Source organism: Arthrobacter sp. SAFR-023, from assembly GCF_051965295.1.
In the GTDB taxonomy this organism is placed as follows: Bacteria; Actinomycetota; Actinomycetes; order Actinomycetales; family Micrococcaceae; genus Arthrobacter.
Genome location: NZ_JBQCMF010000011.1, coordinates 29,632 through 42,881, shown reverse-complemented (window position 1 = coordinate 42,881; position 13,250 = coordinate 29,632). Strand labels below are relative to the sequence as shown.

The 13,250-nt window shown below is 67.5% G+C and carries 13 protein-coding genes; 4 read left to right on the top strand and 9 right to left on the bottom strand.

Annotation, left to right across the window (positions count from 1 at the left end; genetic code table 11):
- Window positions 1-50 precede the first annotated feature (50 nt).
- The 4 genes from paaK to ACTHQX_RS12985 are packed head-to-tail and all read right to left on the bottom strand — an operon-like array spanning window position 51 to window position 3,106.
- Window positions 51-1,424, bottom strand: coding sequence for a phenylacetate--CoA ligase PaaK (paaK, locus tag ACTHQX_RS13000; RefSeq protein WP_440157772.1), 1,374 nt, complete (start codon window positions 1,422-1,424; stop codon window positions 51-53).
- 10 nt (window positions 1,425-1,434) lie between these two features.
- On the bottom strand, window positions 1,435-1,890 hold the full coding sequence (locus tag ACTHQX_RS12995; RefSeq protein WP_440157773.1) for a hotdog fold thioesterase: 456 nt from the start codon (window positions 1,888-1,890) through the stop codon (window positions 1,435-1,437).
- A gap of 36 nt (window positions 1,891-1,926) precedes the next feature.
- Entirely contained in the window at window positions 1,927-2,829 is a 903-nt protein-coding gene (locus tag ACTHQX_RS12990; RefSeq protein WP_440157774.1) for a lysostaphin resistance A-like protein, read from the bottom strand.
- Window positions 2,807-3,106 carry a hypothetical protein gene (locus tag ACTHQX_RS12985; RefSeq protein ID WP_440157775.1) on the bottom strand — a complete coding sequence of 100 codons (300 nt, stop codon included), beginning with the start codon at window positions 3,104-3,106 and terminating at the stop codon, window positions 2,807-2,809. The genes ACTHQX_RS12990 and ACTHQX_RS12985 overlap by 23 nt, the downstream gene beginning before the upstream one ends.
- A gap of 253 nt (window positions 3,107-3,359) precedes the next feature.
- Between ACTHQX_RS12985 and pta the strand changes: the two genes are divergently transcribed.
- Both pta and ACTHQX_RS12975 read left to right on the top strand, forming a co-directional pair.
- Window positions 3,360-5,486, top strand: a complete 2,127-nt coding sequence (gene pta / locus ACTHQX_RS12980) for a phosphate acetyltransferase (RefSeq protein WP_236804970.1) — start codon at window positions 3,360-3,362, stop codon at window positions 5,484-5,486.
- Window positions 5,487-5,494: 8 nt separating this feature from the next.
- Window positions 5,495-6,649, top strand: a complete 1,155-nt coding sequence (locus ACTHQX_RS12975) for an acetate kinase (protein WP_236804969.1) — start codon at window positions 5,495-5,497, stop codon at window positions 6,647-6,649.
- Between the two features lie 62 nt (window positions 6,650-6,711).
- Here ACTHQX_RS12975 and ACTHQX_RS12970 read toward each other — a convergent pair whose 3' ends face one another.
- Genes ACTHQX_RS12970 through ACTHQX_RS12960 form a run of 3 tightly spaced genes read right to left on the bottom strand, consistent with a single transcriptional unit; the run spans window position 6,712 to window position 9,721 of the window.
- Window positions 6,712-8,253 carry a putative bifunctional diguanylate cyclase/phosphodiesterase gene (locus tag ACTHQX_RS12970; RefSeq protein WP_236804968.1) on the bottom strand — a complete coding sequence of 514 codons (1,542 nt, stop codon included), beginning with the start codon at window positions 8,251-8,253 and terminating at the stop codon, window positions 6,712-6,714.
- The gene (locus ACTHQX_RS12965; protein ID WP_236804967.1) at window positions 8,237-8,653 is read right to left on the bottom strand and encodes a DUF7793 family protein; all 417 of its coding nucleotides are present in this window, start codon (window positions 8,651-8,653) and stop codon (window positions 8,237-8,239) included. The genes ACTHQX_RS12970 and ACTHQX_RS12965 overlap by 17 nt, the downstream gene beginning before the upstream one ends.
- Window positions 8,654-9,721, bottom strand: a complete 1,068-nt coding sequence (locus ACTHQX_RS12960) for a hypothetical protein (protein ID WP_236804966.1) — start codon at window positions 9,719-9,721, stop codon at window positions 8,654-8,656.
- A gap of 212 nt (window positions 9,722-9,933) precedes the next feature.
- Here ACTHQX_RS12960 and ACTHQX_RS12955 point away from each other — a divergent pair, with 212 nt between their 5' ends.
- Window positions 9,934-10,092 carry a hypothetical protein gene (locus ACTHQX_RS12955; RefSeq protein WP_236804965.1) on the top strand — a complete coding sequence of 53 codons (159 nt, stop codon included), beginning with the start codon at window positions 9,934-9,936 and terminating at the stop codon, window positions 10,090-10,092.
- Between the two features lie 86 nt (window positions 10,093-10,178).
- Here ACTHQX_RS12955 and ACTHQX_RS12950 read toward each other — a convergent pair whose 3' ends face one another.
- Window positions 10,179-11,888 carry an ATP-binding response regulator gene (locus ACTHQX_RS12950; protein ID WP_236804964.1) on the bottom strand — a complete coding sequence of 570 codons (1,710 nt, stop codon included), beginning with the start codon at window positions 11,886-11,888 and terminating at the stop codon, window positions 10,179-10,181.
- Between the two features lie 164 nt (window positions 11,889-12,052).
- Between ACTHQX_RS12950 and ACTHQX_RS12945 the strand changes: the two genes are divergently transcribed.
- Entirely contained in the window at window positions 12,053-12,397 is a 345-nt protein-coding gene (locus ACTHQX_RS12945) for an STAS/SEC14 domain-containing protein (protein WP_440157788.1), read from the top strand.
- 45 nt (window positions 12,398-12,442) lie between these two features.
- Here ACTHQX_RS12945 and ACTHQX_RS12940 read toward each other — a convergent pair whose 3' ends face one another.
- The gene (locus ACTHQX_RS12940) at window positions 12,443-13,249 is read right to left on the bottom strand and encodes a class I SAM-dependent methyltransferase (RefSeq protein ID WP_440157789.1); all 807 of its coding nucleotides are present in this window, start codon (window positions 13,247-13,249) and stop codon (window positions 12,443-12,445) included.
- Window position 13,250 lies beyond the last annotated feature (1 nt).

The window sequence follows — 13,250 nt, the reverse complement described above, 5'->3', positions numbered from 1 at the left end:
AACCTGGCGCCGGGACCCGCCGGCTGGCGGGTCCCGGCGTGCGGATGGACTTACCCCTTCGGGCGCAGGTCGTAGATCCGGCGCAGCTTGCCGTTGGAGCGTTCGAGCGAGCCTGGCTCCACCACATTCACGGTGCACGAAGAACCCACGTGGATCTTGATCTGCTCGCGCAGGGTGCGGGCCGCCGTCGTGCTGTCCTCGGACGTGACATTGTCACGGCGCTCGATCTTCACGGTCAGCTGGTCCATGCGCTGGCCCTCCGGCCGGGTCAGTTCGAGCTGGAAGTGGGGGCTGAGCTCGGGGATGCGCAGGGCGATTTCCTCGATCTGGGACGGGAAGAGGTTCACGCCGCGGAGGATGATCATGTCGTCGCTGCGGCCGGTGATGCGGCCCATCCGGCGATGTGCCGGGCGGGCGGTGCCGGGGAGCAGGCGCGTGAGGTCCTTGGTGCGGTACCGGATGATCGGCAGGGCTTCCTTGGTGAGCGAGGTGAACACCAGCTCGCCGTGCTCGCCGTCGCCCAGCACGTTCTCCTTGCCCGGGGCAGGGTTGAAGGGGTCGATGATCTCCGGCCGGAAGTGGTCCTCCCAGATGTGGCTGCCGTCCTGGGTCTCCACACATTCGCCCGCGACGCCGGGGCCCATGACCTCGGAGAGCCCGTAAATGTCGCATGCCTTGATGTTCATGGTGACCTCAAGCTCGTGCCGCATCTCCTGCGTCCATGGCTCCGCACCCAGGACCGCGTACTTCAGCGAGGTGGAGGTCGGGTCGATCCCCATGTGCGCCATGGCATCGGCGATGGTGAGCAGGTAGGTGGGCGTGGCCAGTATGACGTCCGGCTCGAAGTCCTGGATCATCTGGATCTGGCGCTCGGTCTGCCCGCCGGACATCGGAATCACCGTGCAGCCGAGGGCCTCGGCGCCGGCGTGGGCACCCAGTCCGCCGGTGAACAGGCCGTAGCCGTAGGCGTTGTGGACCTTCATGCCCGGACGGACGCCGGAGGCGCGGAGGCAGCGGGCCACCAGTTTGGCCCAGTCGGCCAGGTCCTGCTTGGTGTACCCGACGACGGTGGGCCGGCCCGTGGTGCCCGAGCTCGCGTGCACGCGCGCCACCTCGCTCTGCGGCACCGCGAACATGCCGAACGGGTACTCCTGGCGCAGGTCCTCCTTGGTGGTGAAGGGGAAGTTGCCGAGATCAGTCAGTTCACGCAGGTCCGAGGGGTGGATGCCGGCGTCGTCGAACTTGCGCTTGTACAGCGGGACCCGGTCGTAGGCGTACGCGACGGTGTGCTGGAGCCGGCTGAGCTGCAGCGCCTCAAGCTCGTCCCGGGACATGGTCTCCTCGGGGTCCAGGATGGCGTCGATGGCGGCGGGGACGGCCACAGTGCGCGCAGCGACGGTGGGTTCAGGGGCGTGGAGGGTCATGGTCTGCTTCCTACTTCTTGGGGATGGTACGGCTGCGTCCGCGGAACTCGGCAATGAGTTCCCCCGGCTGGCCGGCGCTGGCCCCAGCACCGGGATCGGCAGCGAAGATCTGGATGTCGTAAAGGCCGCTGCGGCCAGCGCTGGAGCGGCGGTCGGCGACGGCGGTGATCACCTGGCCGTGGTAGGCCGGCTTGAGGAAGTTGATGTCGACGCCGGCAGCAACGGTGATGCTGTCGGGGTCGGCGGGCGACGCGGGGTTGCAGGCGAGGGCGAAAGCGGTGTCTGCGAAGGCGAAGATCATTCCGCCGTGGGCCATGCCGAAGCCGTTGAGCATTTCCTGCCGGAGGGTCATCCGGATGGTTGCGTGGCCGTCGCTCACGGCGAGGACTTCTATGCCCATCCATTCCGAGGCGTAGTCGTTCTCAAGGATGTGGTGGGCCACACCGGGGATTGCCGTTTCAGCCATGCGTCGTTGCCTCCAGCTTTATTTACCGAATGTTCATTAGGTAATCCCATTGGAGGGGTGCGTGTCAAGGGTGCGGGCCAGGCGGAGGGGGCCGGCGACGGCAATGACCACCAGCGCTGCCAGGACATGGAGGAGCGCCACGGTCCACCAGAGCGTAAGGTAGTCGGGCCCCAGCATGGCGGGGAAGACCAGGGCCCCGGAGGTGTTGAATGCCGCGTGGAAGACCATGCAAATGGGCACGCTTCCGCTGGTGTTGTAGAGCCAAGCCAGCAGCACGGACTGCGCCAGGACCATCAGCAGGAACGGAAGCGGCGGCCGCTGCCCGGTGGGATCCGACAGCAGCTCGGGCAGGTGCCATGCCGCCCACACCAGCCCGAGGAGCAGCGCCGCGGACAGGGCGGGGCGGTCCCGCTGCAGGAGCGGCAGGGCGTAGCCGCGCCAGCCCAGCTCCTCGAAGAGGCCCACGGCCACCAGCGTGAAGGCGAAGGTGCCCAGCAGCATGAACCAGCCGGGGTTCGGGCCAAGCGAAGGCTCGGGTGCGCCGCCGGAGACGGTGAGACCGGCAGAGACCGCCACCAGCAGGCATGGCAGTCCCATGGCGGCGGCGTACCAGCGGCCGGCCACGCGCCAGCGGGCGAGCTGCCGGAGCAGTCGCAGCAGCTCGGCCTTGCCGCCTGCGAGGTAGGCGGTGATGGCCGCGGCCAAAGCGGGTCCGAATGGTATCAGGGGCGAGCTGTCCGGGTTGAGGAGGGTCAACGGCCAAAGCATCCACGAAATGGCGAACGCCAGAGCAAAGAACAGCGGGAGCCGGTGGCCCGCCGGCCAGGCCAGGGCCCGGCGCCGCGCCCCTTCCTTCCGGGTCCGACGGCGGTCCCCGCCGTCAGCGGGCACTGCCCGTCCGGCGGGCATGGGCTGCTCAGCCGGCGACGGCTGCGCCATGACCCGCCTCCGCCGTCAGTGTGCGGAATTTCCGGAGCAGCGCCAGGACCACCAGCAAAACGGTGGCCGCGGCAATCTGCTGCCAGGCGCCGTCGAACACTGCCAGTTTCGGCGGCTCCGAGGCGCTGAACGAGGCGTGGAGGAGGGCCACGATCAGCAGGCTCTGGCGCGTTCCAAGGTAGGCGAACGCTGCCACCGGGAGCCCAGCGATGAGCCGGCGCAGGGGACGGGCGGACGATGCTGCGGATGGATCGGAAGCGCGGCCAGCGGGGTTCATCGGGACCACCATCGTTCAGGAACGTTGCAGCTCGGGAGGCTGCTGCGGATGGGCCGGTCCCGGGGCGCTGGCCCACTCCGGGTCCGGACGGCGAATGTGCGCCGACGTGGCAATCAACACCATTGTCTGCTCCCGGAAGCGAGGCAACAAGTGAAAGTATGGGGGAGTGCGCGCCCCGGCGCGTGCAAGTCAGCACACCGGCACGTCCAATGCAGTACGTTCCATGCAGGAGCTTCCAACCAGGGGACAGAACATGGCCAAAGGGATATATGTCAGTGCGACCACTCCGGGATCGGGGAAGTCGCTCATAGCGCTGGGCCTGGCGGACACGCTCCACCGGCACGCGGACCGGATCGGATTCTTCAAGCCGGTGGTCCATGGGGAGGACGCCGGCGCGGATCCGATGGTGGCGCTGATGAAGTCCCGCTTTGATCTCGGGGACGATCGCTGCCGCGGAGGGCTGACATTCACCGAAGTCCGAGGCCTGCTCGCGGAGGGCAGGCGCGAAGACATCGACTCCCGCTGTGTGGAGATCTTCGCGGAGATGGGCCGGCACTGCGACGTGATCATCGTGGAGGGCACGGACCTCACCGGCCACGACGCCGCCGTCGAGTTCGACCTCAACGCGCGTCTCGCCAACAACCTGGCCGCGCCCGTCGTGGCGGTGGTGGGCGCCAAGGGTCGCAGCGTGGCGGAGGCTGCGGCCGCCGTCGACGTTGCCCGCAAGGAGCTGGCCGCCGAGAAGTGCTCGCTGCTGGCCATGATGGTTAACCGGGCGGACCCGGAGGACGTGGACGCAATCGTCGCCGCGGTGAAGCCGGGCGCCTCCGGCCGGCCGGTGTACGTTTTCCCTGAACTGGAGGACATCGCCCGGCCCACCACCGGGGAGGTGGGCGCCGTCCTCGGCCTGCAGCAGATTGCCGGCCGCGCGGACATGGAGCGGGACGTCCGTGACGTCAAGGTGGCCGCCATGAACGTGGGCAACTTTTTGAACGTGCTCGACGACGGCGCGCTGGTGATTGCGCCCGGCGACCGGGCGGACGTGATGGTGGCCTGCCTGGCGTCGTCGTTCTCGCCTGAGTTCCCGGTGCCGTCGGGGCTGATCCTCACCGGCGGCTTGGCCCCGGACGCCAACATCTATCCGCTTCTGGCCTCCGCCCCGTTCCCGGTGTTCGCCACGGAGGACGACACCTACACCACGGCCCGGCGCGTCTCCGAGGTCCGCAGTGAGATCTGGAGTGGCCACCGGCGGAAGGTGGCGTCCGCGCTGGGGCTGTGGTCCCGGCAGGTGGACGAGGCCGAGATGCTCGAGCGCCTGCACCTGCCCCGCGCCGAGCGAATGACCCCGCTGCGGTTCCTGCACGACCTCATTGAACGGGCCCGCTCGCAGCGCCGTCACATCGTGCTGCCGGAGGGCAAGGACATCCGGATCCTGAAGGCCGCCGAGATCCTGCACCGCCGGGACGTCTGCGACCTGACGCTGCTGGGCCGGGAAGCCGACGTCCGGGAGCTCGCGGCCAGCCGGGGCATCGACCTCGCCGGCATCAACATCGTGGACCCCGCAACGTCCGAGCTGCGCCAGGACTTCGCCGCCAGGTACGCCGAGCTGCGGGCGCACAAGGGCGTGGACCTGGCCCGGGCGCTGGAGGTCATGCAGGACGAAAGCTACTTCGGCACCATGATGGTCCAGCTCGGCGTCGTGGACGGCATGGTCTCCGGCGCAGCGCACACCACGGCCCACACCATCCGCCCGGCGCTGGAGTTCGTGAAGACCCGGGAGGGCGTGAAGATCGTCTCCTCGGTGTTCCTCATGCTCATGCCGGACCGGGTGCTGGTCTATGGCGACTGTGCGGTGAACCCGGATCCGAACGTGGAGCAGCTCGCGGACATCGCACTGGCCTCGGCGGAGACCGCGGGCCAGTTCGGCGTGGAGCCGAGGGTGGCCATGCTGTCCTACTCCACCGGCGGTTCGGGCTCCGGCGAGGCCGTGGAGGAAGTCCGGCAGGCCACCGACCTGGTGCGTGAGCGCCGCCCGGACCTCGCCGTCGAAGGCCCCATCCAGTACGACGCCGCCGTGGATGCTTCCATCGCCGAATCCAAGATGCCTGGCTCGTCCGTGGCCGGGCAGGCGACCGTGTTCATCTTCCCGGACCTCAACACCGGCAACAACACGTACAAGGCGGTGCAGCAGAGCTCCGGAGCAGTCGCCGTCGGGCCGGTCCTGCAGGGGCTGCGCAAGCCCGTCAATGACCTCTCCCGCGGCTGCACCGTGGAGGACATCGTGAACACGGTGGCCATCACCGCCATCCAAGCGCAGACCGCGGAACCCGCCCCAGAACCCAGTACAGAACCGTCCGCCGTTTCAGCAGCCCAGGCTTAGGAGGCCCCATGCTCGTGCTCGTCATCAACTCCGGCTCGTCCTCGCTCAAGTACCAGGTCCGCGACGTCGCCGAAGGCAGCGTGCTCACCGAGGGACTGATCGAGCGGATCGGGGTGTCCAACGGCGGCCAGGGCGACGGCGAAGTGGTCGGCCCGGCGGACCATGCCGAAGCCCTCGAACAGGTGGACGCGGCCATCCATGAGGTGCTGGGCGAGAGGCAGTTGGACGCGGTCGGGCACCGGGTGGTGCACGGCGGCGAGCGGTTCGGCGAGCCCGTGCTGATCGACAACGAGATCACCCGTGCCATCGAGCGGCTCAACCCGCTCGCGCCGCTGCATAACCCTGCCAACGTGCTGGGCATCCGCGCCATCACCAAGAAGTGGCCGGACATGCCGCAGGTGGCCGTGTTCGACACCGCCTTCCACCGCAGTCTGCCCGAGCACGCCTGGCGCTACGCCGTTCCCGACGAGCTCTACACCAACCACGGGATCCGCCGCTACGGCTTCCACGGCACGTCTCACGAATACGTCACCAACCGTGCCGCCGCGCTGCTGGACATCCCCGTGGAGGAGTTCGACGGCGTGATCGCCCACCTCGGCAACGGCGCCTCCGTCACGGCGATCCGGGGCGGCAAATCCGTGGACACCTCGATGGGTTTCACGCCGCTGGAGGGCCTGGTCATGGGCACCCGCTCCGGCGATCTGGATCCGTCCATCCTGGTGTTCCTGGCCCGCACCGGCTGGAACGCCGAGGACCTCGATTCGATGCTGAACCGCGAGTCGGGGCTCAAGGGGCTGGCCGGCAGCAACGACATGCGCTCGGTGGTGGAGGCGGCCGAGTCCGGCAATGCGCGCGCGGCCACTGCCCTGGCTGTCACCTCCTACCGGCTGGCCAAGTACATCGGGGGCTACCACGTGGCGGTCGGCGGGGCGAAGGCGCTGGTTTTCACGGCCGGGATAGGCGAGAACTCGCACCAGTTCCGTGCCCTGGTGGGGGAGAAGCTGGGGGCGTTGGGCATCGAGCTCGACGCCGGGCTGAACAGTGAGCGGTCCAGGGAACCCCGCTTGATTTCCACCGAGGCCTCCGCCATCCCCGTGCTGGTGGTGCCCACGGACGAGGAGCGCGCCATCGCCGAGGCAACAGCCGCCGTCGTCGGAGGCTAGGCGCTCGTCCATTGCGCCCCGCTGGTTGAGCTTGTCGAAACCCGCGAGCCAATCAGCGGTCCTCAGCCGGGCCAGACGTCCTGCGTGGCGAGGCGGTCGGTGAACTCCGCGGCGGGGAGGGGGCGGCTGAAGTAGTAGCCCTGCCCGCTGATGCAGCCCGTGCTGCGCAGGTGCTCGGCCTGCTCCGCGTTCTCAACGCCCTCCCACACGGCCTCGAGCCCGCAGGCCCGGATGAGCTGGTGGATGGCGGCGATCAGGGCCGGCTGCGCGGGGTCGCTGCCGAGGGCGGTGAGCAGTGTCCGGTCCACCTTGACCCGGTCCACGGGCAGGCGCCGGAGGTAGCTGATGGACGAGTATCCGGTGCCGAAGTCGTCGATCTCCAGGCCCACGCCTAGCTTCCGGAGGCTGGCGAGCGTGTACCTGTCGAGCTCGTTGCCCTGGATGATCGCGCCTTCCGTGAGCTCCAGGACCAGCAGGCCCGGCTCGAGGTCGGCGGCGGTGAGCGCTTCCCGGACGTCCTCAATGAATTGGAGCCGCTGAAGGTCCGCCGCCGTAATGTTGATGCGCATGTCGAAATTGTGCCGGCCGGTTGCGGAAGACGATCGCCAGAGCCGGAGCTGCTCCACCGCATTCTTCAGCACCCAGTTGCCCAGCTCCGAGATGAGGCCGGTTTCCTCGGCGATGGGGATGAATTCGTCCGGCATAATCAGGCCGCGCTTGGGGTGTTTCCAACGGACCAGGGCCTCCACGCCTTCGATTTTGCCCGAGGCAAGTTCGATGACCGGCTGGTAGTACAGCACCAGCTGGTCATTAGCGATAGCCTCGCGCAGTTCCCCCACCAGCTGGTTGCGGAGCTGCCGGGCATGCAGCATGGCCGGTTCGAACACCCGCAGCTTGTTGCGGCCATCGGCCTTGGAGGCGTACATCGCGATGTCCGCCTCCATCAGCAGCTCCTCCGACGTCTCGCCGGGATCCGCAATCCGAAGCCCCAGGCTCGCGCCGCAGCGGATGGTCTTGCCGTCCACTTGCAGGGTTTCGTTGAGCGAATCCAGGATCCGGTTTCCGACGGCGGCCGCCTTGGCCGGCGTGGTGGGAGGAAGCAGGACGGCGAACTCGTCGCCGCCCAGCCGGGCCACCATGCCGCCGTCGCCCACGCACGAACGGATCCGTGCGCCGACCGTTGCCAGCACCTGGTCGCCCATCGAGTGGCCGTACGAATCATTGATGCTCTTGAAGGCGTCCAGGTCCAGCAGCAGCAGCGCCGGCGGAGGCCCGCCGTCGGCCACCTCTGCCTGGGCCGCGTTGACGGCGCTGACCAGCGCCGACCGGTTGTAGAGTCCGGTCAGGGAATCGGTGAGCGCCATCTGCTGCAGCTCTTCGTGCGCCGCGTTGAGCATGCGCGTGCGCAGTTCCACGCGCTGCTCGAGCTCCTGGTAGATGATCTGCAAATCCTCGGCGAGCAGGTTGGTGCCCATGATCACCGCGTCCAGCTCGTCCCTGGCCTCGGAAATCTCAATGCGCGAGTGGAGTTCCCCGGCTGCCAGGCGGACGATTCCGTCGAGAAGCTTCCCCAGCCGGGGATCGTCGTTAGAGAACGTCGTCAAGGCGGCTCAACCAGTCGAGGGCGTCGTTTTCGTCGGTGAAATAGCGGGCCGGCACGGAGCTGAATTCGCCGCCCAGCAGAAAGTGCCCCAGCAGCCTGTCCACCGGCGATTCGCCCAGGATCGCCCAGGCGGACACCGACGGGATCGCTGCGTAGGCAGCACGTGCCGCGCGGGTCACGGAGGCCACTCCCGTGAGTTCAAGTACGACGGCGACCCTCCGTTCTCCCGCCAGCTCGCCGAGGCGGCGGTGCAGGTGGGCGGCCGCGGTCTCGTTAAGGTGCGCGCCGGGCGGGAGGACCGCTTTGACGGCAAGGTCGGGCAGCACGGTAAAGACGGCAGCGGCGGGAGGCGCCGTGGGCTGCAGCGGCGCGGCACCGGGAAACACTCTGGCTTCTGGCATTTACCCCCCCTGGAGAAATTGCTGTTGGCGCCGGTCCGAAGGCTCCGCTGAGGCGATGAAGCCACGGACGGTGGCGCTACGCTCCGGTGCAGCAGCTGTATCGAACAGCGTAGCGGCATCGTCAAGCATTCGCAGCGATTCCGGTTCGTGTCCCTGCGCCATCAGTGCCTTGCCCAGGATGAAGGTGGCTTCCGCCGCGGTCTGGGTGGCAAGGATGGGGAACTTGCTGCGAAGCGGAGTCAGGAGGCTGATTGCCGCTTCCATGTCCCCGGTGAGGAAGCACCAGTGGGCACGCACCAGTGACATCTCCAGGATGTCCCGTTCGCTGCCGCCCACCACTTCGGTGGCAAGTTCCGCGCGTTCGATGCAGCGCAGCGTTGCCGCGTCAGCCAGCTTAGCCTGCAGGCGCATTTCGGCGGAGGCGCGGTTGAACCTGGCCCACAGGTCGACGTCCTGCGAGGGGGAAAGTTTGCCCGCGGCCAGGTCGTGGTAGTGGCCGCCTTCGCTGACCCGGTTGCTGAGGAACGCGACGTTGCCAATAACCCAATAGGCCTTGCCGGCTGTATCTTCGTCCACGTGCTCGGTGAGCAGCGACTCCAGGTCCATGCACTCCTCCCAGGCGTCCTCGAGCCGGCCACTTTCCCCGAGGGCGGCGATCAGTGCCTGCTGGGCGTGGATGTGCAGGTAAACGTTTTCGAAGTCGCCGGCCACCAGAGCGGCTGCGGTGGAAGCAGCATCCACCGCCTCGTGGAGCCGGCCAAGGCCCTGCAACGAATGTGCCAGCAGCATGGCGGCGCGGGCACCCAGATCGGGGGCCGAACCCGCAACCGGATGGGCTGCGAGTTCCGCGGCGAGCTTCTGGCACTCCTGCATGGCGCCCTGGTCCCGCAGGCATTCGGCCTGTAGCAGGACCATCTTCCACCAGCGCAGCTCGTCACCGGCCTCCCGGGCCAGTTCCGCCGCGTGCCCGGCCTGGTCGTGTCCGGCGGTGTAGTCCCGCCGCTTCCAGCTTTCGCGCGCAGCCAGCTCTGCAATCACGAAGGGGGACAGGTCACGCTGCATAGGCATGCTCCCAATTATCCACAATCCCGTCCGTGGGAGGACCGGGTAAGGGGCAGAACCACGGTTGTTACGGCAATTGCAAGAACGGGCGAAAAAAACATGGCGAATCCTTCGGAATTGACAGGATTTGACTTGACCAAACCTTGATCTGATGACCGTATACTGTCGCCGTAATGTGCAATTCGGTTTACAGCTACAAACAACGAAAGGGACAGCGGATGAAGAAACTTGCCGCAACACTTGTTATGACCGGCATCCTTGCAGTTGCAGGCTTCGCTGCTCCTGCCAACGCGGCCTCGAAGGACAAGGACATCTCCACGACCTCCACTTCGAGCTCCGAGGTCAATTACGCCAGCGTCGGCTGGTGGCCCCACTAGGATTGGCCCCTGGCCAAGCAAAATTGTGAAAAGCCGCCCCGGACCATAATGGCCGGGGCGGCTTTCGTTTGGGCTAAGCCGGTTGTTTAGGCGTCGGGCGTGGGGCCGCCGGACCCTGCGTCGTGGTCGTCCTCGGCGTTCTCCTCGGCCTGGGGTCCGTCGACCGGAAGGGTCACGGATACGGTGGTTCCCTTGCCCAGAACGGACGAAAGGTCCAGTGAGCCGCCATGGCGGCGGACGATGTCCTGTGCGATGGCGAGTCCCAGGCCGCTGCCCGGGATGGCGGCTGAGGAAGCATTGGATGCCCGGTAGAAACGCGTAAACACCTGGGCGATTTCCTGATCGGGAATCCCCACCCCTGTGTCTGTGATGCTCACGGCGGCGCAGGACCTCCCGCCCGCGGAGTCAAGGGACATGAAGGTGATGCTGATCCGGCCGCCATGGGGCGTGAACTTGATGGCGTTCGCCACGATGTTGGTGAAGACCTGCTCCAGCTGGGCCTCGTCGGCCTGGACCTTGACGTCCTCGTGCGAGTCGGCGCCGGCGATGGTGACGTTCCGCGACTCGGCGAGCGGGCGCAATGCGGCCACGACGATCCGCAGGACCTGGCCGAGCTCCACCTGCTTGAGGTTCAGGTTGCCGGGGGTGTCTTGCTGGGAGACCGTGAGCATGTCCTCGATCAGCCGTCGGAGGCGGTCGGAGTTCCGCGAGATGACGTCCATCATGGATTCGATGCCCGCGGGAACGGGGCCACCGGCTCCGTCGCGGATCATGTCGAGGTAGGCCGTGATGGACGTGAGCGGCGTGCGGAGCTCGTGGTTGACCGTGGCGAGGAAGTCTGTCTTGGCCTTGTCCAGTTCGCGGAGCTGCTGCAGCACCTGCAACTGGGCGCTGATCAGGTGGCCCTGGATGAGGCTGTGGGCGAGGTTGCCAGCGACGTGCTGGATTAGGGCGATCTCGGCCCTGGTCCAGTCGCGAGGAGCCGACACCTGCGCTATCCAAACGATCCCCAGGGCCGTCTCGCCTTCCCCCACGGGCAGGGCAACCGACGCGCGGACCGGGCCCAGGCCGGACCACTCCCGCAATCCCTCGGCCAGTGCTGCGGATTGTTCCCTCTGGTGGTCCGGAACCGCGAGGGCCTCGGCGGCCGACCACAGCGACGTCGTCTGCTCCCGGGCAGCATCCTCGAAGGAGCCGAGCGTGTCCGGCAGCTTGGAGTGGCCGGGCAGGCACCACTGGGCGCTGATCCTTGGCACGCGCGAATCCTGGAACGTGGTGAACCAGACGTGGTCCACCCCCAGGGATTCCCCGAAGCCGCGGACCAGGTGCCCCGCCATCTGCTGGGGGCTGTTGGTGCCGCGGATGGCGGCCGAGACGTTCCGGAGGCTTTCGCGCAGGAACTCGGCTTCAGCCCGGATGCGGCGGCGTTCCCGGGCCCGGCCAATCAGCGTTTCCACCCGGTGGGTCAGCTCCCGGGCAGCTGCGTCATAGGAGATGTAGTCGGCGATGCCCCACGGTTCGAGCTGGGCCAGGTCGAAGTCACCGGCGAGGTCCACCAGCAGCAGCACGGGGGTGCCCTCCCACGCGTACCCGTCCGTCAGTTCGGTATCAAGAAGTACGACGGCGGCGGTGTTGCCTTCCAGCGCATCGGCAAGTGATCCGGCGTCGGGCGCTTTACGGACGGTAAAACCCGCATCGGTGAGAACCGACGCCACGGCGTCCAGGCGGGCGGCGTCGGTAAGGGCGACCACCGCCTCGCGAGGTGCGGAGGCAGACTCCGCCGGTGCCTGGACCATGTGCCCCCTGTGTTGCAAGTGCCTTTTGAGGCTACCGTGACTTTGGACTCACATTATCAGTCCGCGGAGCGTTGGCCGCGGACGGAATGGCTGTACCTTGATACTTGTCCCCTTAGCCACCGCGGAGGTTTGATTTGGATTCCCACAGCACGGGCCCGCACACACTGTTCGACTTGGAATTGGATCCCGAATACCTCCTTCGGCTGACCTGGGCGCGGGACGCCAGCATCACCGAGGCCGATGCCGAGGCTGCCATGGAGAGGGTGAACCTCCTTTGCGGTCAGAACCGGCATCCCATGCTCGTGGACATGGCCACGACTGCCGATGTGAGCCGCGGCGCGCGTGCCGTCTTCGGCCGTCCGTGCCAGGCCTCAAGGATCGCGCTGCTCGGTTCGTCTCCGGTAGACCGGGTAATGGCCAACTTCTTCCTGGGCATCAACAAGCTCCCGTGCCCCACAAGGTTTTTCACGTCCGAGGCCGACGCCCTCGCCTGGCTGAAGCTCAGGTAGCCCCAGGTCCTGCCCGCCGGCTCTCCGGCGGGCTCCTTCGCGCCCTCAGCGTGCCTGGAGCACCGCGAAATAGCCCGGAATCTGTTCCGGCCGGTCAACGGACCTGAGGGGCCGGGTTTCGATGGTGACCGGACCGTCTTCCACCACATCCCACTGCGCCTCCGGAAAGGCCCGCCGGCGCTGCTCGGCGCCGAAGCGGCCGGGGATGGGCAGGGCGCGGATGGCCTTTTCGAGGGGTCCGGGGATGGAGTGCGGTGTCGCACCAAGATGGCTGACGTACTCGATGGGATTCCCGCGGAAGTTAGTCTCGGCCAGGAACACGCGGCCGCGTTTGCCCACGAGCGTATGCAGCTGCCCGGCCAACGCCGCCTGGGCAGGCCGTTTCAGCACGTGGAAGACGCCCCGGATGAAGATGTTGGCTTCACCGGAGAATCCGGCTGCGGCCAGGGCGTCGGCCACGGCACGGGTGCCCGCGGCGCTTGTCATGTCGGCCGCGACGAAGGAGACCCGCGCCAGCCCTTCTGATTCGGTGGCCGCACGGGCGACGGCGTTGGCTGAGACGTCCACCCCCAGAACGTACGGAAAGTAGGTGGCAAGCGCGCGGCTGAAGACGCCGCTGCCGCACCCGACATCGACGAGGGGAATGGTGGGGTCCAGCTGCCGCGTCAGGTGCTCCAGATACGCCTGCAGCTCGTGGTCACTGCCGGAATCCCACAGGACGTCGCCTCGGGCGCCAGTGGCTCCCACCCGCCCCCAGTACTGGTCCCAGGCCACACCGGGATCCTTTGGCGCATTCGAGGACAACTTCACCAGTTTGGGGAGCAGCAGGTATTTCTTGAGCGCCGAGAGCATC